The organism is Streptomyces sp. NPDC101151, assembly GCF_044768335.1.
Taxonomy (GTDB): Bacteria; Actinomycetota; Actinomycetes; order Streptomycetales; family Streptomycetaceae; genus Streptomyces.
The window spans coordinates 86,631-111,123 of sequence record NZ_JBIWPP010000011.1 but is presented as its reverse complement, the minus strand read 5'-3'; the positions used below and the strand labels follow the sequence as shown (position 1 = coordinate 111,123).

Genomic DNA, 24,493 nt, shown 5'->3' with positions numbered 1-24,493 from the left:
GAGTACAGCTAGACATTGTGCCACATGCTCACGGGCGCTCGTGGCCGAGGGGCAGGAGCTGCGCTCGGGCATGCCGGAGATGCACCCGGCGCGGAGGTGAGGTACGTCGGGTGCGTGAGGCCCGGCGGGGAGGCCGGGTACGGCTGCCACGAGCAGCCGTACCCCTAGCTCGCCGCCGCTCCCACGACCTCCGGGATGCGGAACGGCTTGCCGCAGCCGCCGCACACGATGGGGGCCTGGGCCAGGACCGAGGGGACCACCCGGACATTGCGCCCGCAGTCGCAGACCGCCTTCACCCGGACGCCGCCGCCCGACGAGCCGTGCCGGGCGGCCGGACCGCGGAAGGTGCGGGAGGTGTCGGAGGAGGTGGCCGCCGTATGGGCCTTCAGCGCGCGCTGCAGCCGCTCGATGGTCGGGCGGTAGCGCCGCTTCGCCTCGGGGTTGAGCGTGACCAGGGAGAAGCCGCTGCTCGGGTGCGGCTCCTCGGGGTGGTCCAGGCCCAGCTCCTCGGCGATGGCGAGGAAACGTCGGTTGTGGTAGCGGCCGGCGCGGGAGGTGTCGCGGACCCCGCGGGCGGCGGCGATGCCGTGGACTGCTTCATGGAGCAGTCGCTCGAAGGAGAGTTCGTGACCGCACGCGGACGACGACTCCCCGATCAGGGACTCTGGCGCGGCAAGGTCCGGCAGCTCGGGGTGGTACCGCTGAATGTCGGCCCACGCCTGCGCCAGCTCTGCGGCGAGAACAGGTGGTGTCTGTGTCGTGCTCACGTAATGACAACGAGCGGGGGTGCCGCTGTGTTCCTATTCCGGGGCATCCCAAATAATTTGCACGTACCCGTCAGTTGCCGCTGATGCGTCCGGACGAGGGCGGGTGCGCTGATCTGCGGAGAAGGCTCACAGCTCGTAACAAGCCGGTGCGTAGCCTGACGTACGACCCGGCGTGTAGCGCCGGCACGACTGCGGTCGGCGGATGCACAAGAGGCGTTTCGGTCGCTCTCGCGTGAGGCCGTCACCTCAGTCAGCGTCTGCGACGGCCGTGGCGTTACCGGGCTGGCCGGCGCCCCCGGTCAACGGCCCGTCACACCTGAGCGGACACCGTACGGTCACCCAGATTGCGTGGATGTGAAATCTCGCCACAGTCGGCTCGGGTGCCCAAGCGGGGCCCCACGACCCCTGGACGGCACCGCGAGCCGGGAGTTACCTGGCATACGTGGATAGTGCGAGCGCACGGCACGGGGGCCACGCAATCGGGCACTGCGGCGAACTGTCGGCGGAATGGGGCGCTTACCTATGACACCTACGCTCGTGCGGGAACACCTGTCTCACGCGGGTTCCGTACCACCCCGTGTGGACCTGTGCGCACGCGCGCGTGACTGGTCCGAGATCCAGGAGCGGATGCTGGTCCCGCTCCACGAGACCGTCTACGAGCGACTTGAAGTGGGCCCTGCCACAAGACTGCTGGGCCTGCGCTGCGGTTCCGGGCTCGCCCTGCTGATGGCGGCCTCCAGAGGGGCCGCGGTCACCGGTGTCGACACCTCTCCCGAACGGCTCGCCCTCGCGCGCGAGCGGCTGCTGCCGGACGTTCCGCGCGGCACGCGCGCGCGTAAGGGCGCGAAGCTCGTCGACGGATCCCCCGGGGACGCGGCCGGCCCGGAGTCGCCCGCGTACACCCTGGTGACCGTCTTCGAGCCGATCGGCTGCCTGGCGGGCGACTCCGAGGGGATCGGCGAACTGCTGGCGGCCGCGCTGCCGACGGCCGGGCGCGGGGCGGCCGTGATACTGACCGGCTGGGGCCCGCCGGAGCGCTGCGCCACGTCCTCGGTGCTGCGGGTGGCGACGAAACTGGCCGACCCCCTGCGCAGCGCCGGCAGTTGGCGCCCCGCCCGGCGTGACGACCTGGAGGAGGTCGCGCAGCGGGCCGGGCTGAAGCCGGACGGCTCGGGTCGGGTGGCCTGCCCGTTCGGGTACGCCGATCTCGACAGCGCCGTGCGTGGTCTGCTGTCCACGGGGCTTTTCGACGCGGCGATCGCGGCGACCGACCGCAAGCAGGTGGACAAGGAGCTGACAGAGGCGCTGCATCTGCACCGGCGCCCGGACGGGACGGTGTGGATGCCGAACGTGTTCCGCTATCTGATCGCCCGCGTGCCCTGAGGCGTGCCCGACGGATCGAGACCGCGTGACCGGGCCGCGCCGGTGTCGCGCCGACGCAGACGACCGGCCGGCATGAGGCGAAGCGATCCGTCGGATCGGGAGTGGGCCCGGCCCGAGCGGTAATCCGTGGCGGGGCCCGCCGAGACCCGCGTCGAATCTTCCAGGACGCCCCCGGGCGCGATGCCGCCATGGCTCCGGTGAGGACCTCCCGGACCGTCCCCGTGCCCACGGGACAACCCGTGACGCCCTCGCTGTCCGCCGGGCGTCGAGACTTTCATGGCCGTCCCCGGGACGCCGCACCGGCGAGCGCGGGATCGGCCGGCTTCGCATCATGACCAGCGAACCCGCCGCAACGCTCCGATAGCATGCACGAACTCACGACGATCGTTTCATCGCCCGTCACCCGTACTTCACCGAAAAACCACGCTATCCGGCACGGAACGTGACCCAGCCGCCTAAAACCTAACAAATCAACTAAACAATTGATATCTAAATCTTCGCGGATGTTTTCGCACATAAAAGGCAGATCTGTATTCGCCACGTGGTGCCGACCACGGGCGATCCTGTGGGCCACGGCGGGTGTGGTGGCCCTCGGATTCCTCATCACATTGGAGATCGCCGCACGTCACTACGGCCTCCCGGGGCCGATCACCACCCAGGCCCAAGAGGTGGTATTCGCCCCCAAATCGGGGCCGCTGTTGTACGCCAGCATGGCGTTGATGATGGTGGTGCTCACCTGGCGGCAACGGTTCATCGCGGCTGGTGCCGCGATCGGTATCGACGTCGTCTTCTTTCTGGTGCGCTGGGTGGTCGACGCCAGGACGACCCCCGGCTACGGTCACCCCTTCGGCAACGGCGCGTTGTGGGTGATTCTGGGCTGCGCGGTCATCGCTGTCACCCGCCGCACCGGCCAGGAACGTGCCCTGCTGCTGAAGGGCGTCGGCCTCGGCCTGCTGCTGGTGACCGGCCGGAAGACCGGCGACACCTGGCTGCTCATCACGTCGAAGACGCGCCCGACGGTGCTCGACCAGTACGTGGCGACCGCTGATCACGCGCTCGGCGACCCGTCGTGGGTGGCGGGCCGGATCGTCGAGGCCACCGGTCCGATCGGCGCCCATGTCCTTGACTGGGTCTACATTCAGCTTGCGGTGGCCGCGGTCGTCGTCGCGCTGTACCAGCTGCGCAACGTGGCGGTCGAGCGCCGATTCCCGCGCCATCATCTGGTGCGCACCTTTCTGGTGATCGGCCTCCTCGGGCCCGGCATCTACATGCTCTTCCCCGTGGTCGGGCCGGTCTTCGCCTACGGCGCGGACGGCGGGCACTGGGCGGTGGCCAACCTGTGGCCGAACACGCCACCGGCCGGTGCGCCGCACCAGATGCCCTTCAACGGGACCACCCCACGCAACTGCATGCCCAGCCTGCACACGGCGTGGGCCACCACGATCTTCGTCCATTCCCGCAGGGGCCCACGGATTCTGCGATTCCTGGGCGCCTTCTGGCTGATTGCCACGCTCGGTGCAACGCTGGGCTTCGGCTACCACTACGGCGCGGACATCATCGCCGGCGTCGTGTTCGCGCTCACGGTCGAGGCGGCTCTGCGCTCGCACGCACGCGGCTGGGACCGGTCGGGAATCCAGCTGGTCGCCCACGGCACAGCGGTCTTCGCCGCGTTCTTGGTGTCCTATCGCTGTCTGCCGATGGAGATGGCCGAACATCCGTGGGTGTTCGGACCGCTTCTCGTTCTGGCGATGGCCTCGGTGATCCAAGGCTACGTTCGGACCACCAGACTGTGGGAGCCGCAGATCCCACCGGCGCGCCAACCGGAACCGCAACCCGAGCTGGTCTGAGTCACCCTGCGGGTCGGTCACCCGATCCGTCGGACACGCCTCAGGCCTCGGAGTCCTTGGCGAGACGGGTGATCCCGGCGATGCGGTAGGCCTCCGCCTCCTCCAGCGTCTCGTTGTCCAGGAGCGCCTGCGCCAGCGCGTCCAGCTGGCCGCGGTGATCGCGGAGTTTGCGGCAGGCCTCCTCGTAACAGGCGTCGACGATCCGGCGCATCTCGCTGTCGATCACGTCGAGGGTCTGCGGAGCGGCCGACAGCCCGTAGGCCTGCTGGGCGTCGCTCGGAAGGGCGGACAGGCGGCCGACGCGCTCGCTCATGCCCCAGCGGGCCACCATCCCGCGGGCGATGTTGGTGACCTGTTCGAGGTCGTTCTCCGCGCCCGTGGTGACGACGCCGTAGACGACCTCCTCCGCCGCCATGCCGCCCAGGGCGCCGATGATGCGACCGCGCAGGTACTCCTCCGAGTGCGCGTACCGCTCCACCTCGGGCGTGGACATCGTCACGCCGAGCGCCCGGCCGCGCGGAACGATGGTGATCTTGCGGACGGGGTCGGCGCCGGGCTGCAGCATGCCGAGGAGGGCGTGGCCGCTCTCGTGGTACGCGGTGCGACGGCGGTCCTCCTCGGGCATCACGAGGGTGCGTTCGGCGCCCAGCTGGACCTTCTCCAGGGCCTCGGACAGATCCGCCCGGGTCACCTGCTCCTGCTTGCGCTTGACCGCGAGCAGAGCGGCCTCGTTGGCGAGATTGGCCAGATCCGCCCCTGTCATGCCCGGGGTCACCCGTGCCAGCTGGGTCAGGTCCACGTCGGTGGCGAGCGGAATCTCCCTGGTGTGGATCCGCAGGATCGACTCGCGGCCGCCGCGGTCCGGCGGGGCCACGCTGACCACCCGGTCGAAGCGGCCGGGCCTGGTCAGCGCCGGGTCCAGGATGTCCGCGCGGTTCGTCGCCGCGATCACGATCACGCCCTCAGAGCCCGAGAAGCCGTCCATCTCCGTGAGGATCTGGTTCAGCGTCTGCTCGCGCTCGTCGTGGCCGCTCATCGAGGCGCCGCCGGCGCGCACCCGTCCGATGGTGTCGATCTCGTCGATGAAGATGATCGACGGTGCCACCTTGCGGGCCTCGGCGAACAGCTCGCGGACGCGGGACGCACCGACTCCGACGATCATCTCGATGAACTCGGATGCCGACGCGGAGAAGAAGGGCACGCCGGCCTCCCCCGCGACCGCTCGTGCCAGCAGGGTCTTGCCGGTACCGGGCGAACCCGCGAGCAGCACACCGCGCGGCAGCTTCGCGCCCATCCTGCGGTAGGTGTCGGGGTGCTTCAGAAAGTCGACGACGTCGTCCAGCTCGCCCTTGACCTCGTCGATGCCGGCCACGTCCGCGAAGGTCGTCCGCCCGGTGCCCGGGCGCAGCTCGACCGGTTTGGGGGGTGCCTTGCGGCCGAACATGCCGCCCGCGCCGCCCAGGCCGGCGCGGATCCGCCGGCTGAAGAAGATCCACACCGCGACCAGGATCACGATCGGGATCAGCGAGATCAGCAGGTTGGACAGGAAGCTGCGCTCCTGGACGACCGGCCGTGCCGTCACCGTGACACCGTGGCTGCTCAGGTTCTGCCACAGCCTGTCGTCGGCGAAGGCCGGCCGCTGCGTCCTGAACTTGGTGTAGTCGCCGCCGCCGTCGGGATTGGCGCGGGGGCTCTTGAGCTGGCCCTGGATCGCGTCGCCCTTGGAGTAGATCTTGGCGACGTTGCCGTCGCCGACCTCCTTGCTGAACTCCGTGTACGAGATCGTCGGCTCGTTGCCCTGGCCGAGGTAGTTCAGTCCGACGTAGGCCAGCAGGAAGACGATCACCGCGGTGACGAGCAGGCCCCACCATTTGCCGCCCCGCAGTCCGCCGCCGGGCCGCCGGGGCGACTCGTCCGGTGTGCCCTCGGCGCGCCACGGCTGGTCAGGGGCCTTGCGTGGGGGCGCCGCATTGCTCATATCTGGACGTTACGACACACAACGGACGACGGCATGCGCTGGGGGCGCCCCCTCCGCGAGGGAGCGCCCCCAGGGACGTACAAGCGGGACTCAGCCCATGAACTTCTTGAACTCGTCCGGCAGCTCGAAGTCCTGACCGCCCTGCTGCGGCAGCCCGAGGGCGCCGCTCTGGGCCGCGGCCTCGCGGCGCTGGGCGTCCTCCAGCTCCTGCTGCTTGCGCTTCATCGGGTTGCCGGAGCGCTGCTTGCCCTTGGCCTTCTTCGGCTGCTTCTTCGTCCGGCCGGGACCGCCGCCCATGCCCGGCATCCCGGGCATTCCCGGCATGCCGCCGCCCTGGGCCATGCGGGACATCATCTTGCGGGCCTCGAAGAACCGCTCGACCAGGTTCTTGACCGCGCTGACCTCGACACCGGAGCCCTTGGCGATACGGGCGCGGCGGGAACCGTTGATGATCGTCGGTTCCTGGCGCTCGCCCGGGGTCATCGACTTGATGATCGCGCCGATGCGGTCGACTTCCCGCTCGTCCAGGTTGTTGATCTGGTCCTTGATCTGGCCCATGCCGGGGAGCATGCCGAGCAGCTTGGAGATGGAGCCCATCTTCCTGACCTGCTCCATCTGGGCCAGGAAGTCGTCCAGGGTGAAGTCCTGGCCCTTCTTGGACGCCAGCTTCGAGGCCATCTTCTGGGCCTCTTCCTGGCTGAACGTCTTCTCCGCCTGCTCGATCAGGGTGAGCAGGTCACCCATGTCGAGGATGCGGGAGGCCATCCGGTCAGGGTGGAACGCGTCGAATTCGTCCAGCTTCTCGCCGTTCGACGCGAACATGATCGGCTTGCCGGTGATCTGGCGGATCGACAGGGCCGCGCCACCGCGGGCGTCACCGTCGAGCTTGGAGAGCACCACACCGTCGAAGCCGACGCCGTCGCGGAAGGCCTCGGCGGTGTTGACCGCGTCCTGACCGATCATCGAGTCGACGACGAACAGGATCTCGTCCGGGGAGACGGCATCGCGGATGTCCGCGGCCTGCTGCATCATCTCCTGGTCGATACCGAGGCGGCCCGCGGTGTCCACGATGACGATGTCGTGGACCTTGGACTTCGCGAACTCGATGGAGTCCCTGGCGACCTTGACCGGGTCGCCGACGCCGTTGCCCGGCTCCGGGGCGTAGACGGCGACACCGGCGCGCTCGGCGACGACGCTCAGCTGGTTCACGGCGTTCGGGCGCTGGAGGTCGGCGGCCACGAGCAGCGGCGAGTGGCCCTGTTCCTTCAGCCACCGGCCGAGCTTGCCCGCGAGGGTGGTCTTACCGGCACCCTGCAGACCCGCCAGCATGATCACGGTGGGGGGCTGCTTGGCGAAGCGCAGGCGCCGGGTCTCGCCACCGAGGATGGTGACCAGTTCGTCGTTGACGATCTTCAGGACCTGCTGGGCCGGGTTCAGCGCCTTGGAGACCTCCGCGCCGAGCGCGCGCTCCTTGACGTTCTTGATGAACGTGCGCACCACGGGCAGAGCCACGTCCGCCTCGAGGAGCGCGATACGGATCTCACGCGCGGTGGCGTCGATGTCCGCCTCGGAGAGCCGTCCCTTGCCGCGCAGGTTCTTGAAAGTCGCTGACAGGCGATCGGAGAGAGTGTCGAACACGGCGCTCGCGGTCCTCGGGGTCGGTGATGGCTGCTGGGAATCGCCCTCCAGGGTATCCCGGCGGTGAACTCATCGGGGAAGGGTCATCCCCGCAGGGTCTCCTCCAGTGCCCGGGCCAGCGAATTCGCGTCCTGGGCCGGCAGGGGCGCGCCGGTGCCGGTGGTGACGTAGAAGGCGTCGACCGCGTTGGCCCCCAGGGTGCTGACGTGCATGCTGCGCACCCGCACCCCGGCCTTCTCCAGAGCCAACCCGATCCGGAACAGCAGCCCTGGAGCGTCCTGCGTCCGCACCTCGATCACCGTGGCGTGGTGGGAGGCCGCCGGGGCCACCGTCACACGTGGCGGCGGGGCCACCCAGCCGCGGCGGCGCGGGTAGGCCGCGTCCCGCTCGGCGAGGCGGCCCGCGATGTCCAGGGAGCCGTCGAGGGCGCGGACGAGGTCGGCTCGCAGCCGGGTGGCCTGCGGCAGGGAGCCGTACTCGGCGGCGACCCGCCAGTTCAGCAGCAGGACCGAGCCGTCATCGACGTCGTCGGGCAGGCGCAGGGCCCGCAGCCCGGCCGTACGGACGGTCAGGCGGTGCACGGCGAGGACGCCGGCGACCGCGGGCAGTACGGCGGGCTGGTCCGGTACGGCGATGAGCAGCTCCACGCCGAGCGGCTCGGCCTCCGCGGAGGGTTCATCCCCCGAGACCGGTTCCGTCTGTGCGCGCAGGGCGAGGACCGGGCTGCGGGTGCGGAAGGCCTCGATGGCGAGGCGTTCCTGCTCGGCGGTGGGCGCGACCGGTTCGGGTTCGTCGGGTGCGGCACCGGCGAGGACGGCGCCGACGCGTCGCACCAGGTCGGTGACGAGGGAACCGCGCCAGGACGACCAGGCGGCGGGGCCGGTGGCGAGGGCGTCCGCCTCGGTGAGGGCGTGCAGCAGTTCCAGGGTGCTCTGGGTGCCGACGGCCTCGGCGACGGAGCGGACGGTCGCGGGGTCCTCCAGGTCGCGCCGGGTGGCCGTCTCGATCAGCAGCAGATGGTGCCGTACGAGGGTGGACAGCACCGCCACGTCCGCGCGGTCGAAGCCGATCCGCGCGGCCACGTCCTTGGCGATGATCTCACCGGCCACGGAGTGGTCGCCGGGCCAGCCCTTGCCGATGTCGTGCAGCAGCGCGGAGACGAGGAGAAGGTCGGGGCGGCTGACGCGGCGGGTCAGCTCGGAGGCACGGACCGCGGTCTCGATCAGGTGCCGGTCCACGGTCCAGAGGTGGACGGCGTTGCGCTGCGGGCGGCAGCGGACCCGTTCCCAGTCCGGCAGCAGGTGGCTGATCAGGCCCTCCGCTTCCAGGGCCTCCCAGACATCGATGGTCGGGCGGCCGGAGCCGAGCAGGGTGACCAGCTGTTCACGTGCCTCCGCGGGCCAGGGTGTGGGCAGGGGGCGTGCGGCGGCGGCCATGCGCCGTACGGCGTGCAGAGAGAGCGGGAGTCCGGCCTGTGCGGCGGCGGCCGCGGCACGCAGCGGGAGCACGGGGTCGCGGTCAGGGCGCGCGGCGCGGGCGAGCACCACCTCGCCGTCCTGTTCCACCACACCCTCGGCCAGCGGGGAGCGCTCGGGGACGGGCTTGCCGCCGCCCAGCATGGCGCGCAGCCGCGGACGGACGGCCCGCGAGCGCAGCACGCGCCCCACCTCGCGCCAGGTGACATCACTGGCGTACGAGATCACGCGCGCGGCTTCGTACACCTGCCGCAGCAGGGTGTCGGCGTCCAGCAGGCCCAGCTCGGCCGCCACCTGGTCCTGTTCCTGCAGCGCGAGCCGGTCGGTGGCCCGGCCGGTGGCCAGGTGCAGGGCGTCCCGGACGTCGAGCAGGCGCCGGCGCGCGTCCGCGAGGCCCTCGCGGGGGGCGTCGGCCAGCCAGGATGCGGCCACGGCGCGCAGGGCGGTGGCGTCCCTGAGGCCGCCGCGGGCCTCCTTGAGGTCGGGTTCCAGGAGGTACTGCAGCTCGCCCTGGCGTTCGGCGCGCTCGCCGCACAGTTCCTGGAGTTCGGGGAGGCGTTTGGGGGCCTGGTTGCGCCAGTCGGCCAGGACGGCCGTGCGCAGACCTGCGGTGAGGGCCAGGTCGCCGGCGAGGTGGCGCGCGTCCAGAAGGCCGAGCTGGACTTTCAGATCCTCGCCGGCCGTCTTGCGGGCCTCCGCCTGGGTGCGTACGGAGTGGTCGAGGGCGAGGCCGAGGTCCCAGACGGGATACCAGAGGCGGTCGGCCACGGCGGCGACCGTACCGAGGTCGCTGCCGTCGTGCAGCAGCAGGAGGTCGAGGTCGCTGCGCGGGGACAGCTCGCCGCGGCCGTAGCCGCCGACGGCGACGAGGGAGACGCCCCTGAGCTGCCCGGCCGCCGCGGTGAAGAGTCCGGCGAGCCAGTCGTCGGTCAGCTCGGCGAGGGCGGTACGGCGCGGCGGCCCGGACCGCGCCCCCTCGGTGAGGAGGCGCAGCCGGGCCGCCGCGTAGCCACTGGGTCCCGGGCCATCCGCTTCTTTCGGCACATCCGTACGCGTCACCCAGCGACTCCTGTCCTTCTGTCGTGTCAGAGCGCGTCCGGGCCGCGCTCGCCGGTGCGGACCCGGACAGCCGTCTCGACCGGCAGGGACCACACCTTGCCGTCACCGATCTTGCCGGTGCGGGCCGCCTTGACGATGACCTCGATCAGCTGCTCGGCGTCGCCGTCCTCGGCCAGCACCTCGATGCGGATCTTGGGGACCAGGTCGACGGTGTACTCGGCACCACGGTAGACCTCGGTGTGGCCCCGCTGACGACCGTAACCGCTCGCTTCGGTGACCGTCAGCCCGTGGACGCCGAAGGCCTGCAGCGCCTCCTTGATCTCGTCAAGCCGGTGGGGCTTGACGACGGCGGTGATGAGCTTCATGCGTCCACCTTCTTGTTCTGCGCGGCGGCCGCGGCCGAGGAGCCCGCGACGGAGCCGATGACACCGCCGCCGGTGCCGCTGAAGTCGTATGCGGTCTCGGCGTGCTCCGCCTGGTCGATGCCCGAGATCTCCTCGTCCTCGGAAACCCGCATCCCGATGGTCTTGTCGATCAGGAAGGCCAGGACCGCGGAGGCGATCAGGGAGTAGGCGAGGACCGCGCCGACACCGGCGCACTGCTTCCACAGCTGACTGAAGGAGTGGTCGCCGTAGAAGACGCCCGTCGCGGTGGACTGGCCCTTGCCGGTGGCGAAGAAGCCGATGAGCAGGGAGCCGATGATGCCGCCGACCATGTGGACGCCGACGACGTCGAGCGAGTCGTCGTAGCCGAACCGGAACTTCAGGCCGACGGCCGCGGCGCAGGCGACACCGGCGATGGCGCCGACGGCGATCGCGCCCAGCGGGGAGACCGCGCCACCGGAGGGGGTGATGGCGACCAGACCGGCGACCGCGCCGGAGGCGGCGCCCAGCGTGGTGAACGCGCCGTGCCGGATCTTCTCGTAGGCGAGCCAGGCCAGCATGGCGGCGGCGGTGGCGACCTGCGTGTTGACGAACATCAGCGCGCCGACGCCGTCGTCGTTGCCGAGCCACGAGCCCGCGTTGAAGCCGAACCAGCCGAACCACAGGAGCCCTGCGCCGAGCATGACCAGCGGGAGGCTGTGCGGGCGCATCGGGTCCTTCTTGAAGCCGACGCGCTTGCCGATGACCAGGATCACGCCGAGCGCCGCGGCACCCGCGTTGATGTGGACCGCCGTACCACCGGCGAAGTCGATCACACCGAGCTTGTAGGCCCAGCCGTCGGCACCCCAGACCCAGTGGGCGACCGGGACGTAGACGACGGTGACCCACAGGGCGATGAACAGCGACCACGCCGAGAACTTGACGCGGTCCGCGAGGGCGCCGCTTATCAGGGCCGGGGTGATGATCGCGAACATCAGCTGGAAGACCATGAAGACGAAGATCGGGATGGTGTAGCCGTCCCACAGCTCCGTCAGGCCGATGTTGCTGAGCCCGAGCCAGTCGGAGTTCCAGCCGATGAGGCTGTTGTTCGTGCCGAAGGCGAGGGAGAAGCCGTAGAGCACCCACAGAATGGTGACGATGCCCATGCTGATGAAGCTCATCATCAGCATGTTGAGGGTGCTCTTGACCCGGACCATGCCCCCGTAGAAGAAGGCCAGACCCGGGGTCATGAGCAGCACCAGGGCGGAACAGATGAGCATGAAGCCTGTGTTTGCGGATGACAGTTTGGGTGCCTCCGCGGCAAGCGTGATGGCTGGTGCCATCGGCGTCTCCTCGTCGGTTGTACGGCCCCGTGCGGGCGGTGCCTGAGCGGTCCGGTCAGTGAGGGGTGGGCCGGTTATGCGCCATGAGATTGGCGCAGCGCGGTTTCGGTGGACGCCCCTCGTTGTTTCGCAGGGGTGACGAAGGCACCTGGCGTGTTACGCGTGCATGAACTGCCGGATGTCCGGCGCGCCGATCGTTATCGTGACGCAACCATCGCGAGTGGCACCGCAACCACGCGCGGATGAACCACGACGGCGAGCAGCCGCGTCAACGGGAGGGCCCCGGCTCGGGCGCACAAAAGAGGCCGGCCGCGGCGGCCTCTCGATGACCTGGCATGGGGGAGCCGAGTCGGGCAGTTCGGGAGGACCGGCCGCGGCCGGGGCATGCGTGTCCTGCGGTGGTCAGACCGCTTCGGCGGTCTCCGGCAGGTCGACGGCGAGCTGATCGGTGAGGTCGACCACGGCGGCGAGATCACCGAAGTCGCGCACGGCCGTGTCGACCGTCTTTCGGATACGAGTGTTCACACGCTCGGAGCGGACCTTCTTCGCGATCTGCATGGCCTGCGAGGCGTACTCCGTGCTGCGCTCGGGCTCGCGCTCGAGCAGGTGCACGGTGGCCATCCCGATCAGGTTCAGCGCATACGACCGCTGGTGCTCGCCGTCCTTGGCGAACAGCTCCACCGCGCGCTGCATCAGCGGCTCGGCCAGCGAGGCGTAGGTGGGGCTGCGTCCGGCGACGTAGGCGAGGTCGCGGAAGGAGTGGGAGTTCTCCCCGTACAGCTCGGCCTCGGAGAAGAAGCGGATCCAGTCGGGGTCCGGCTCGTCCCACTCGTCGGCCTCGCCGAAGGTGTCCTCGGCCATCCGGACCGCCCTCTTGCATTTGCCGGGCTGGCCCATGTTGGCGTAGGCGCGGGCCTCCATCGCATACAGCATGGACTGGGTGCGCGGGCTCGCGCAGTCGCGGCTGCCGTACTGGGCGAGGTGGATCAGCTCCAGGGCGTCGTCGGGCCGGCCCAGATGGATCATCTGGCGGCTCATGCTGGAGAGGACGTAGGAGCCGAGCGGCTTGTCGCCGGCCTCCTTGGCGGCGTGCAGGGCGAGGACGAAGTACTTCTGCGCGGTGGGCTGGAGCCCGACGTCGTACGACATCCAGCCGGCGAGTTCGGCGAGTTCTGCGGCGACCTTGAAGAGCTTGCGGGTGGTGGCCTCGGGCTGCGGTTCCTGGAGGAGGTCGGTGACCTCGTGCAGCTGGCCGACGACCGCCTTGCGGCGCAGACCGCCGCCGCACTGGGCGTCCCACTGGCGGAACATCCGGGTGGTGGACTCCAGCAGGTCCAGCTCGGGCTTGGACAGCCGGCCGGGCCTGCGGGACTCGAAGGCGGGTTCCGGCTCGGGCGGGACCGGCGAGGAGGGGGTCGGCACGAGCCAGCGCTGCATGGGCTCGATGAGGGACGGGCCCGCGGACAGGGCCAGCGAGGTCCCGAGGAAGCCGCGCCGCGCCAGCATCAGGTCGCTGCGCGAGAACTCGCTGAGCAGGGCCACCGTCTGCGGGCCCGTCCAGGGCAGGTCGACACCGGACGCGGAGGGTGCCTGGCGGGCGGCGCGCAGACCGAGGTCCTCGATGGAGACGACACAGCCGAAGCGCTCGGAGAACAGCTCGGAGAGGATCCGCGGGATCGGCTCGCGCGGGTTCTCCCCGTCCAGCCAGCGGCGCACCCGCGAGGTGTCCGTGGAGATGTGGTTGGCACCCAACTGACGGGCCCTGCGGTTCACTTGGCGGGCCAGCTCGCCCTTGGACCAGCCACTGCGCACGAACCACGAGCCGAGCAGCTCGTTGGGGCGCTTGTCAGCGTTCGTCCCGCTACCGCCGTTGCCGCCCACTGGAACGCCCCCATCCCTGAGACCACTTGTCGCCCGAATGCGCCAAGCCCTATCAGAATGCCGGTAAATACGGCTTCCTGTCCGCCGGTTCTCACCCTTCGAACTAGGTGACGACTTGCCTCCGGCATACCCACAGGTGCATGTGCCCCCAGGCCTCGCACACTCACAGTAATCCTACGATCACCGACCCAGCCATGGCGATCCCTGAAACGCCACCATTCGCCACCCCTTCGAATGAACTCACGGTCGCCCGCACGCGATTCACTTGACACAGGACGACCGGAAGTAGGCGGAGTGACGCACGCCAGGGCGCGCGAACCCCGGTGCACCACCCGTGGTGCTGCAATGCGCCGTCTTGGCCTCACGGGAATGAGGGAAGTCGGAGCCGTAGCGTCACGTTCCGCTTTCGTCTCGTTCCGTTTCGTAACCACCGGCGCGCCGGACCCGTTGGAGGGGGCATGGGCTTCACGATCGGCGGCATTCGCGAGATCCGCTCCGGCACGCGTCGGCGCGGCCGCTCGTCGGAGTGCACCGCCGTCGCCGAGTTCACCGGGCTGTGGGGCTGGGACGTGGTGCCGGGCGCACGGGCCGCGGCGGGCGCCTGCTCCTGCGGACACGGAGAGTGCCGGGCGCCGGGTGCACATCCTCTCGACTTCGCGCCCCAGGTGCCGGCCGGGGCCACGCTCGACGAGGTGAGCAAGGCCTGGGGCGAGTTCCCGGGCGCGTCGGCAATGCTGCCCGTCGGGCGCGCGTTCGACGTGATCGAGGTCGCCGAGCCCGCCGGGCGCCGCGCCCTGGTCCGTCTGGAGCGCATGGGCCTCCCGCTCGGCCCGGTCACCGCGACCCCGGACGGCCGCGCCCACTTCTTCGTCGCCCCGGGCGCCGCCGCCGAGCTCCCCGAGCTGCTCTACCGCATGGGCTGGGACGACCCGTCCGCCCTGGATCTGCGCGGGCTCGGCCCGGGCGCGTACGTCACCGCCCCGCCCTCCGACCGGGGCGGCCTCGGTCCGGTGCGCTGGCTGCGGCCGCCGGCGCTGGACGCGGCGACCCGGCCGCCGGCGGCCCGGCTGCTGCTGGGCACGCTGGCGTATGTGGCACACCGGTCGCGGGCGCGGGCGTGAGCACACCGTAGAGGCGCCGCACAGGGCGAAGCGCCCGCCCCCAACTGCACCTTGGGAGCGGGCGCTTCCTCGAAGCGGCGGGTGGACGCACCCGGTGCTCAGTCGCCGATAAGGGCATCCACGAACGCCTCGGGCTCGAAGGGCGCCAGGTCGTCCGAGCCCTCGCCGAGGCCGACCAGCTTGACCGGCACCCCCAGCTCGCGCTGGACCGCGACCACGATGCCGCCCTTCGCCGTGCCGTCCAGCTTGGTCAGCACGATGCCGGTGATGTCCACGACCTCGGCGAACACACGGGCCTGCACCAGACCGTTCTGGCCGGTGGTGGCGTCGAGGACGAGCAGCACCTCGTCCAGCGGCGCGTGCTTCTCGACCACGCGCTTGACCTTGCCCAGCTCGTCCATGAGACCGGTCTTGGTGTGCAGGCGGCCGGCGGTGTCGATGAGGACGACGTCGACCCCCATCTCCTTGCCCTCCTTGACCGCGTCGAAGGCGACGGAGGCGGGGTCGCCGCCCTCCGGCCCGCGCACGGTGTAGGCGCCGACGCGCTCGCCCCAGGTCTGCAGCTGGTCGGCGGCGGCGGCCCGGAAGGTGTCGGCGGCGCCGAGGACGACCGTGCGGCCGTCGGCGACCAGGACGCGGGCGAGCTTGCCGGTGGTGGTGGTCTTGCCGGTGCCGTTGACGCCTACGACCATCACGATGCCGGGCTTGCGGTCCTCGGGCTCGGTCTTCACCGTGCGGTCGGCGTCGGTGCCGACCAGCTTGAGCAGCTCCGCGCGCAGCAGGCCACGCAGCTCCTCCGGCGTGCGGGTGCCGAGCACCTTGACGCGCTCGCGCAGGCCCTCGACCAGCTCCTGGGTCGGCTGGACGCCGACGTCCGCGGTGAGCAGCGTGTCCTCGATCTCCTCCCAGGTGTCCTCGTCGAGGTGCTCGCGGGACAGCAGCGTGAGCAGGCCCTTGCCCAGGGCGTTCTGCGAGCGGGACAGGCGGGTGCGCAGGCGGACCAGCCGCCCGGCGGTGGGCTCCGGGATCTCGATCTCGGGAGCCTCGACAGTGGGGGGCTCCTCCACGGCGACCGGTGCCGAGCCGCCGGGGAGATCCACCTCCTCGATCGTCCGGCGCGGTTCGTCGCGCGGCGTCTCGGCCTCTTCGCCGACATGCGGCTCGGCCGGTGGCGCGGTGATGTCGGGCGCGGCGGGCGGCGGCGGGGGCAGCGGCTTCCGGCGCCGGCTGCCGATGATGAGCCCGCCGAGCGCGCCGAGCACGACCACGGCGATGACTACAGCAAGGATGACGGTTTCCATAACCCGTCCAGTATCAGCCATGGGTTACGGCAGAGCCCGGCTTGTGTCTTCCTCCGAGAGACAAACGACCCGTACAGCGAGGAGTCGGACCAAAGTACGATGGCAGCGACTCTGTCGACGCGCGTAGAGTCCCCACGTCCCCAGTTCCCCCACCCCTAGGCATCCTTCTTCATGAGCAAGACAGCCGAGACCGAAGGCGCTCTCGAGACCCGTGGCATCGAGCAGGTACCCGACCACGAGCGCACCGCGAGAACCCGGGAGCTGTTTCCGACCTGGGTCGGCGCCAACATCAGCGTGCTGCTGCTCACCATGGGCGCGAGCCTGGTGGTGGCATACCACCTGAACATCTGGCAGGCGCTCGTCGTCGCGGTCGCCGCGCCGATCGTGTCGTACGGCCTGGTCGGGCTGATCGGCATCGCGGGCAAGCGCGGCGGGGCGCCCGGCATGGCGTTGTCGCGGGCGGTGTTCGGGCAGCGCGGCAATCTGCTGCCCGGTTCGCTGATCTGGGTCGCCCGCTGGGGCTGGGAGACGATCAACGCGGTGACCGGCGCCTACGCGATGCTCACCATCCTGGACATCGTGCTCGGGATCAAGGCCAACAGCGTGCTGGACATGGTGATGCTGCTGGTCTTCGTGGTCGCGACCTTCGCGATCTCCGGGCTGGGCATCAACGCCGTCCAGAGGTGCAACAAGTACGCGACCTACTTCTTCGGTGTCTTCTCGGTCCTGGTCCTGGTGTACCTGGCGGTGAACACGGACTGGTCGAAGGTGATGGACCACGGAGCCGGTTCCACGGCCGCGGTGATCACCGGTATCGGCATGATCGCGGCGGGCGGCGTCAGCTGGATCCCGTCGGCACCGGACTTCACCCGCTATCTGCCGCGCACGGCGTCGTCGAAGGCGATCGTGGGCACGGCGGTGGGCGGCGCCGGGATCGTCGTCCTGCCGATGGTGCTGATGGGCGTGGTGATGGCCGTGTCCACGCCGGACCTGGCCTCGGCCTCCGACCCGGTGTCCTTCCTCGGCGAGATCCTGCCGACCTGGATCGCGGTGCCGTATCTGCTGATCGCGCTGATCGGCATGCTGCTGATCAACTCGATGTCGATGTACTCCGCCGGCTTCACCGCGCAGACCCTCGGCTTCAGGGTGCCGCGGCACTGGGCGGTCTCGGTCAACGCCGTGATCTCGCTGATCTTCGGCGGGGTGCTGATGCTGGTGGCGACGAGCTTCATGGGCTCCTTCATCGCCTTCCTCTCCCTGCTCGCGGTGGCCTTCTCCGCCTGGGTCGGTGTGTTCGGCGCGGACATGCTCCGCCGGACCGAGTACGACGGCCGGGCCATGACCGACACCACGCGCACCAGTGCCTACTGGTACCGGGGCGGCTTCTCCCCCGCCGCGGTGGCCGCCTGGGCGATCGGCCTGGTGGGCGGCCTGATGTTCACCACCTCGGACTGGTTCACCGGCCCGCTGGCGAAGAACAACGTCGTCGGCGAGTACGGCCTCGGCTGGGTCGCCACGATCGTGATCTCCGGCCTGCTCTACCTGGCGCTGCCGAAGCCGGCGGTGGTGACCCCCGAGAAGGCCGCCGAGCCCGTCGAGGAGCCCGCGGCCGCCGGCGTCTGAGCGGTCTCAGCCGTGCAGTCCGCTCCGGTGCAGGGCCACGCTCGCCCGGAAGCGGAGGCGGAGACAGCGGTCATGCGTCTCCTCCGCCGCGTCGTCCGGGCAGCAGCAGTGGCGGGCGAGCCATCGCGCGTCCTCCGGGTCGAGCCAGAGGGCGATATGCCCCCGCGCCGCCTCTGCCTGCGCATCCGTGGGTTCGGGATCGGTCATGGGGTGAGCCTACGGCCGTCCCGTGCCGCATCCATGGCCATCTGACGTGCCGTCAGCTACCGTCCCCCTCCGACAAGTCGCACCGGAGGGGGACTTCCCATGCCCGTCACGGTCGTACGGTTCAACCTCGTTGCTCCCGGCGCCACCCCCGCCGCGCTCGCCGCCCGCTACCGGGCCGCCCTGGAGATGGCCGCGTACGCGGACGAGCACGGGATCAGCACCGTGCAGACCGAGGAGCACCACGGCGCCGACAACAACTGGCTCCCTTCGCCCTTCGCCTTCGCGGGTGCGGTGTTCGGGGCGACCCGCAGGATCGCGGTGACGGTGTCCGCGGTGATCGGCCCGCTGCACGATCCGCTGCGGCTGGCCGAGGAGATCGCGGTGCTGGATCTGCTGAGCGGCGGGCGGCTGGTGACGGTGGCCGGTATCGGCTACCGGCCCGAGGAGTACGCCCTGTTCGACGTGGACTGGAAGCGGCGGGGCCGGCTCCAGGACGAGCTGCTGGAGACCCTGCTGAAGGCGTGGACCGGCGAGGAGTTCGAGTACCGGGGCCGTACGGTACGGCTCACCCCGCGCCCGTACACCGATCCGCATCCCCTGCTGCTGGTCGGCGGTTCCTCGAAGGCCGCCGCCCGCCGGGCCGCCCGGCTCGGCCTGCCGTTCTTCCCGAGCGCGCATCTGCCGGAGCTGGAGTCGTACTACAAGGAGCAGCTCACCGTGCACGGCACCGAGGGCTGGACGATGATGCCCGCCGCCGAGACACCGCTGCTGCATCTCTCCGAGGACCCGGACCGGTCGTGGGCCGAGTACGGCGAGCACTTCCTGCACGAGGCCCGGACGTACGCCTCCTGGCAGTCCCGCGACATCCGCTCGGCGGTGCGGTCGGCGGCCACGACCGTCGAGGAGCTGCGCGCCGAGGGCGTCTACCGGATCGTCACCCCGGAGCAGTGCGTGGCCCAGGGGCTGGACAGTCTCGTCCTGCATCCGCTGGCGGGCGGGATGCCGGTGGAGGAGGGGTGGCGGAGCCTGCGGCTGTTCGCGGAGCGGGTGCTTCCGGGGCTGAGCGGCTGACCTGCGGCGACAACGCCGCGAAGTGGAGGGAGCGGACCCGGTGCGCTCGCCGGGTGCCCGGATCCTCCCCGTGCCGGACAAGCGCCCGGCGGCCCGGGTCCCACGGCGTCGTCCGGTGAGCCTGCGCAGACGACACCGCCGCCCCCGGTCCGGGCAGTGGCCGGGCCGGGGGCGGCGGACGGTACGAGGAGAAGGGCAGCGGGGACTTGGCCCGTCTCCTCGGGACTGCGGGAGTTACCCCATCTCCTCCAGCGCCTTGCCCTTCGTCTCCTTGACGAACTTCAGGACGAACGGGACGGAGAGCGCGGCGAAGACCGTGTAGATCACGTAGGTGCCGGACAGGTTCCAGTCGGCCAGCGACGGGAAGCTCGCGGTGATGGCCCAGTTGGCGAGCCACTGCGCGGCGGCGGCCACGCCCAGGGCGGCGGCGCGGATCCTGTTCGGGAACATCTCGCCGAGCATGACCCAGACGACCACGCCCCAGGACAGGGCGAAGAAGAGGACGAACACGTGGGCGGCGACCAGGGCGATCCAGCCCTGGGTGGCGGGCAGCTTGCCGTCCACCAGGTGGTACGAGAAGGCCCAGGCCTCCAGCGCGAGGCCGACGGCCATGCCGACCGAGCCGATGAGCGCGAGCGGACGGCGGCCGACGCGGTCCACGAAGATCATCGCGATCACGGTGCCGACGATGTTGATGATCGACGTCGTGAAGGAGTAGAAGAACGAGTCCGTCGGGTCGACACCGACCGACTGCCACAGCGTCGAGGAGTAGTAGAACGCGACGTTGATGCCGACGAACTGCTGGAAGACCGACAGGCCGATGCCGACCCAGACGATCGGCTTGAAGAAGAAGCCGCCACCGAGCAGGTCCTTGAACGTGGACCTGTGCTCGCTGGTCATCGCGTGCTCGATCTCGGCGACGCGGGCGTCCAGGTCGATGTCGCCCTCGACCTCGGCGAGGATCTCGCGGGCGCGCTCACGCCTGCCGACGGAGATGAGGAAGCGCGGGGACTCGGGGATCGCGAAGGAGAGCAGGCCGTACAGGACGGCCGGGACGACCATCACTCCGAGCATGACCTGCCAGGCCTCGAGGCCCATCAGCTTGCCGCGCTGGTCGCCGCCGGAGGCGTTGAGCAGACCCCAGTTGACCAGCTGGGAGATGGCGATGCCGATGACGATCGCGGCCTGCTGGAAGGAGCCGAGGCGGCCGCGGTAGGCCGGCGGGGCGACCTCGGCTATGTAGGCGGGGCCGATCACCGAGGCCATGCCGATGGCGAAGCCGCCGACGACGCGCCAGAGGGCGAAGTCCCACAGCGAGAAGGGCAGTGCCGAACCGACGGCGCTGACCGTGAACAGCAGGGCGGCGATCTGCATGACCCGGATGCGGCCGATGCGGTCGGCCATCCGGCCGGCGGTCGCGGCACCGATGGCGCAGCCGATCAGGGCGATGGCGATGACCTGGGCCAGCGCCGCGGAGCCGATGTCATAGCGGTCCCGGATGGCCTCGACGGCGCCGTTGATCACGGAGCTGTCGTAGCCGAACAGGAAACCGCCCATGGCGGCGGCCGCCGCGATGAAGATGACGTGCCCGAGATGCTCGGGGTGAGCCGTCCTGGCTCCTGACTGAGGTGCCTGCGCTGTGCTGGTCACGAAAAACTCCTGGGGCCACGGCAACGCTGCCGGGTGGGGGTGAGCCCTTCAACCTGAAGGTAAAAGCAACGTTGCAGAGACTATGTCTTCAAGTTTCGAAGTCAATAGTTCAAGTGATGTGACTTTTTAGCGCACGAATCGACCTTTGAGTTCAAGAAGTGAAGCTGACGGGAAGCGCAGGTGAGGATAGGTGCAAGAGGCACGGGTCTAGCGAAGGCGCTGGGAGATGACCTTCGACACACCGTCGCCCTGCATGGAGACGCCGTAGAGCGCGTCGGCGACCTCCATCGTGCGCTTCTGGTGCGTGATCACGATCAGCTGCGAGGCCTCCTGCAGCTCCTGCATGATCCGGATCAGCCGCTGGAGGTTGGTGTCGTCCAGGGCGGCCTCGACCTCGTCCATGACATAGAACGGGCTCGGCCGGGCCTTGAAGATCGACACCAGCAGCGCCACCGCCGTCAGCGACCGCTCGCCGCCCGACAGCAGCGAGAGCCGCTTGACCTTCTTGCCCGGCGGCCGGGCCTCGACGTCCACGCCCGTGGTGAGCATGTTGTCGGGGTCGGTCAGCACCAGACGTCCCTCGCCGCCCGGAAAGAGGCGGCTGAACACGCCCTCGAACTCGCGTGCGGTGTCCCGGTAGGCCTCGGTGAAGACCTGCTCGACGCGCTCGTCCACCTCCTTCACCACCTGGAGAAGGTCGGCCCGGGTCTTCTTCAGGTCCTCCAGCTGCTCGCTGAGGAACTTGTGCCGCTCCTCCAGCGCCGAGAACTCCTCCAGCGCCAGCGGATTGACCTTGCCCAGCTGCTGGTAGGCCCGCTCGGCAGCCTTGAGCCGCTTCTCCTGCTCGGCCCGCACGAAGGGCCTGGGCCGGTTGCGCGGATGCTCGGGGTCCTCGGGCAGCTCCTCGCCCTCGGCGGGGGGCGAGGGCGGCACCAGCTGGTGCGGGCCGTACTCCGTCATCAGCCCCGCCGGCTCGACGCCCAGCTCCTCCAGCGCCTTGGTCTCCAGCTGCTCGATCCGCAGCCGCTTCTCGGCCCCGAGCACCTCGCCCCGGTGCACCGAATCCGTCAGCTTGTCGAGTTCACCCTTGAGATCGCGCCCGGCGGTACGCGCCGCGGTCAGCTCCTGCTCCCGCGCGGCCTTGGCGGCCTCGGCGACGGCCCGCTCCCGCTCGGCGCGGGCCAGGGACACCTCGACGTGCGCGAGCAGCTGCCGGGCACCGGAGGCGACGGCCTCGGCCACGGCCGCCTCGTGCCGCAGCCGGGCCCGCCGCTGCTCGGCACGCGCGCGTGCCTCGCGTTCCGCGCGGGCGGCCCGGTCCAGCGAGTCGGCCCGCCCCGCGAGTCCCTTGACGCGTTCCTCGTGCGTACGGACCTGAAGCCGGGCCTCCATCTCGGTCTGCCGGGCGTTGGCGCCGTCGGCGGAGAGCCGGTCCCGCACCGAGGTGTCGGGCTCCTCCTCGACCGGCATCTCCTCGGCGACCGCCAGCCGTTCCGCCAGCTCCTCGGCCTCCTGCACGGCCTTCTCCAGCGCCTCCTGCGCGCGTGCGGCGGCCGCGGCCGACCGCTCGGCCTCCCCGGCGGCGCCGCGCGCCTGCCCGGCGAGCCGGCCGAGCTGCTGGGCCACGGACGACTTCTCCCGGTCGGCGGCCCGCCGCCGCTCCCCCAGCTCCTCCACCAGCGCGGCGGCCCCGGTGCGCAGCCCGGCCGCCGCGTGCTGCGCCTCGGACAGCTCCGCGCAGCGCACGGCCAGCTCCTCCAGCTCCGCGGCCGCCTCGTCCACGGAGGCCTGCACCTCCAGCAGACTGGGCGCCCCGGCCGACCCACCGTGCGCGAAGTGCGCGCCGAGCAGGTCGCCCTCGGCGGTGACGGCGGTCAGCTCGGGGTGCGCGTAGACGAGGTCCTCGGCGTCCTCCAGGGTTCCGACGACGACGATCCCGCGCAGCAGGCGGCGCACGGCAGTCATGAGTTCGGCGGGGCCGCGGACCAGGTCGGCGGCGAACGGGGGCCCGTCGGGGCGCGGCTGCTGCGGTTGGCCGTCGGGCGCCCCGCTGAGCAGCAGGGTGGCGCGGCCTCCGTCCTGCTTGCGCAGCAGCCGGATCGCCTCGGCGGCGGAGGACGGGCTGGACACGGCGACGGCGTCGGCGGCGGCACCGAAGGCGGCGGCGAGCGCGACCTCGTGACCGGGGGCCACCGTCAGCAGCTCCGCCGCCGGACCCAGTACTCCGGTGAGCCGGTCCCGGGCCGCCAGCAGTATTCCGGTGCCGTCCTTGCGGCGCAGGCCCAGCGCCAGTGCCTCGTGGCGGGCCTGGGTCGCGGCGCGCCTGCGCTCGGCCGCGGTGGCCGCCTCGCGGGCCGCGCTCAGCGCGGACTCGGCCTCGGCGAGCTGCCGTTTCGCCGCCTCGTGCTGTTCGGCGAGGTCGGCGTCGTCCGCGTCCAGGCCGTCGACCTCGGTCTGCAGGGCCTCGTACTCCTCCTGGGCCCGGACGGCGCGCTCCTGGGCCTCGTCACGGGCGGCGGCCAGCCGGTCGATCTCGGCCTGGGCGGAAGCGGCGCGCGAGCGGGCCGCGTTCACCTGCCCGGAGAGGCGGGCCAGCCCTTCGCGGCGGTCGGCGATGGCGCGGGCGACGTCCTTGAGGCGGCGTTCCTCGACGGTGAGGGCGCGCTCCAGTTCGGCGCGGTGGGCGACGGTGTCGTCGAGGGCGCGCTGGGCCGCCTCCAGGGCCGCCTCCAGCTCGGCCTCCTGCTCGCGGATGCGGGCGGCCTCGCGCTCCATGTCCTCGGGGTCACGGCCGCGCCGCTCCTCGGGGGGTGCGGAGGTGGCGCTCTTCACCCGGGCGTCGGCAAGCGAGACGGTGCCGCGCACGCGTTCGGCCAGCTGGGACAGCTCGTACCAGGTCTGCTGGGCGCGCTGGAGGCGTGGTGTGAGCTGCCGTACCTCGTCCTCCAGCAGGGCCTCCCGCTGGAGCGCCTTCTTCAGTTCCTGCTCGGCGGCATCCTTCCGCTCCTTCAGGGCCGCCTCGTCGGCGATCTCTGTCTTCAGGGCCTCGCGCAGTCGTACGAGGTCGTCGGCGAGCAGCCTGAGGCGCGCATCGCGGAGATCGGCCTGGATGACGGCGGCCCTGCGGGCGACCGCCGCCTGGCGGCCGAGCGGCTTCAGCTGGCGGCGCAGCTCGTCGGTGAGGTCCTGCACGCGCGCGAGGTTGGCCTGCATCGCGTCCAGTTTCCGCAGCGCCTTCTCCTTGCGCTTGCGGTGCTTCAGGACTCCCGCGGCCTCTTCGATGAAGGCCCGGCGGCCCATCGGATCCGCGTGCAGGACGGAGTCGAGCTGGCCCTGGCCGACGATGACGTGCATCTCGCGGCCGATGCCGGAGTCGGACAGGAGTTCCTGGATGTCCAGGAGGCGGCAGGTGTCGCCGTTGATCTGGTACTCGCTGCCGCCGTTGCGGAACATGATCCGCGTGATGGTGACCTCGGCGTACTCGATGGGCAGCGCCCCGTCGGAGTTGTCGATGGTCAGGGACACCTCGGCGCGGCCCAGCGGAGGGCGGCCGGTGGTGCCGGCGAAGATGACGTCCTCCATCTTGCCGCCGCGCAGCGACTTGGCGCCCTGCTCGCCCATGACCCAGCTGAGCGCGTCCACGACGTTGGACTTGCCCGAGCCGTTCGGGCCGACGACACACGTGATCCCCGGTTCGAACCGGAGCGTGGTCGCCGAGGCGAACGACTTGAACCCGCGGAGGGTCAGGGCCTTGAGGTGCACGCCGCTGGACTCTACCCGGCGCCGC

The 24,493-nt window shown here is 70.8% G+C and carries 16 protein-coding genes; 5 read left to right on the top strand and 11 right to left on the bottom strand.

Annotation, left to right across the window (positions count from 1 at the left end; genetic code table 11):
- Positions 1-164 precede the first annotated feature (164 nt).
- Entirely contained in the window at positions 165-767 is a 603-nt protein-coding gene (locus tag ACIRU3_RS22035) for a hypothetical protein (RefSeq protein WP_404058649.1), read from the bottom strand.
- 522 nt (positions 768-1,289) lie between these two features.
- On the opposite strand from ACIRU3_RS22035, the gene ACIRU3_RS22030 reads away from it, so the two are divergent.
- Positions 1,290-2,150, top strand: coding sequence for an SAM-dependent methyltransferase (locus ACIRU3_RS22030; RefSeq protein ID WP_404058647.1), 861 nt, complete (start codon positions 1,290-1,292; stop codon positions 2,148-2,150).
- A gap of 503 nt (positions 2,151-2,653) precedes the next feature.
- Positions 2,654-3,997, top strand: a complete 1,344-nt coding sequence (locus ACIRU3_RS22025; RefSeq protein ID WP_404058645.1) for a phosphatase PAP2 family protein — start codon at positions 2,654-2,656, stop codon at positions 3,995-3,997.
- 40 nt (positions 3,998-4,037) lie between these two features.
- Here the strand turns inward: ACIRU3_RS22025 and ftsH are convergent, their stop codons facing one another.
- The 6 genes from ftsH to ACIRU3_RS21995 form a co-directional block, all read right to left on the bottom strand.
- Positions 4,038-5,975 (bottom strand): ATP-dependent zinc metalloprotease FtsH, encoded by a 1,938-nt coding sequence (ftsH, locus tag ACIRU3_RS22020; RefSeq protein WP_404058643.1) that lies wholly within the window; start codon positions 5,973-5,975, stop codon positions 4,038-4,040.
- A 90-nt stretch (positions 5,976-6,065) separates the two neighbouring features.
- Entirely contained in the window at positions 6,066-7,613 is a 1,548-nt protein-coding gene (ffh, locus tag ACIRU3_RS22015) for a signal recognition particle protein (protein WP_404058641.1), read from the bottom strand.
- Between the two features lie 83 nt (positions 7,614-7,696).
- A complete protein-coding gene (locus ACIRU3_RS22010) occupies positions 7,697-10,147 on the bottom strand; it encodes a [protein-PII] uridylyltransferase (protein WP_404058639.1) in 2,451 nt (816 codons plus the stop codon).
- Positions 10,148-10,173: 26 nt separating this feature from the next.
- Positions 10,174-10,512, bottom strand: coding sequence for a P-II family nitrogen regulator (locus ACIRU3_RS22005; RefSeq protein WP_404058637.1), 339 nt, complete (start codon positions 10,510-10,512; stop codon positions 10,174-10,176).
- Positions 10,509-11,852, bottom strand: a complete 1,344-nt coding sequence (locus tag ACIRU3_RS22000) for an ammonium transporter (RefSeq protein ID WP_404058635.1) — start codon at positions 11,850-11,852, stop codon at positions 10,509-10,511. The genes ACIRU3_RS22005 and ACIRU3_RS22000 overlap by 4 nt, the downstream gene beginning before the upstream one ends.
- 402 nt (positions 11,853-12,254) lie before the next feature.
- Positions 12,255-13,733 (bottom strand): hypothetical protein, encoded by a 1,479-nt coding sequence (locus ACIRU3_RS21995; protein ID WP_404058633.1) that lies wholly within the window; start codon positions 13,731-13,733, stop codon positions 12,255-12,257.
- A 458-nt stretch (positions 13,734-14,191) separates the two neighbouring features.
- Here ACIRU3_RS21995 and ACIRU3_RS21990 point away from each other — a divergent pair, with 458 nt between their 5' ends.
- Entirely contained in the window at positions 14,192-14,854 is a 663-nt protein-coding gene (locus ACIRU3_RS21990) for a bifunctional DNA primase/polymerase (RefSeq protein WP_404058631.1), read from the top strand.
- Positions 14,855-14,952: 98 nt separating this feature from the next.
- On the opposite strand, the gene ftsY is transcribed toward ACIRU3_RS21990, so the two are convergent.
- Positions 14,953-16,155: a signal recognition particle-docking protein FtsY gene (gene ftsY, locus ACIRU3_RS21985; protein ID WP_404058629.1), complete on the bottom strand. Its 1,203-nt coding sequence runs from the start codon at positions 16,153-16,155 to the stop codon at positions 14,953-14,955.
- Positions 16,156-16,326: 171 nt separating this feature from the next.
- Here ftsY and ACIRU3_RS21980 point away from each other — a divergent pair, with 171 nt between their 5' ends.
- A complete protein-coding gene (locus ACIRU3_RS21980) occupies positions 16,327-17,778 on the top strand; it encodes a cytosine permease (protein WP_404058627.1) in 1,452 nt (483 codons plus the stop codon).
- A gap of 6 nt (positions 17,779-17,784) precedes the next feature.
- Here ACIRU3_RS21980 and ACIRU3_RS21975 read toward each other — a convergent pair whose 3' ends face one another.
- The gene (locus ACIRU3_RS21975; protein ID WP_404058625.1) at positions 17,785-17,985 is read right to left on the bottom strand and encodes a hypothetical protein; all 201 of its coding nucleotides are present in this window, start codon (positions 17,983-17,985) and stop codon (positions 17,785-17,787) included.
- 99 nt (positions 17,986-18,084) lie between these two features.
- Between ACIRU3_RS21975 and ACIRU3_RS21970 the strand changes: the two genes are divergently transcribed.
- Positions 18,085-19,056, top strand: coding sequence for an LLM class flavin-dependent oxidoreductase (locus ACIRU3_RS21970; protein WP_404058623.1), 972 nt, complete (start codon positions 18,085-18,087; stop codon positions 19,054-19,056).
- Between the two features lie 234 nt (positions 19,057-19,290).
- On the opposite strand, the gene ACIRU3_RS21965 is transcribed toward ACIRU3_RS21970, so the two are convergent.
- Together ACIRU3_RS21965 and smc are read right to left on the bottom strand one after the other, a co-directional pair.
- The gene (locus ACIRU3_RS21965) at positions 19,291-20,706 is read right to left on the bottom strand and encodes a sugar porter family MFS transporter (protein WP_404058621.1); all 1,416 of its coding nucleotides are present in this window, start codon (positions 20,704-20,706) and stop codon (positions 19,291-19,293) included.
- Between the two features lie 207 nt (positions 20,707-20,913).
- Positions 20,914-24,468, bottom strand: a complete 3,555-nt coding sequence (gene smc, locus ACIRU3_RS21960; RefSeq protein WP_404058619.1) for a chromosome segregation protein SMC — start codon at positions 24,466-24,468, stop codon at positions 20,914-20,916.
- Positions 24,469-24,493: the final 25 nt, after the last annotated feature.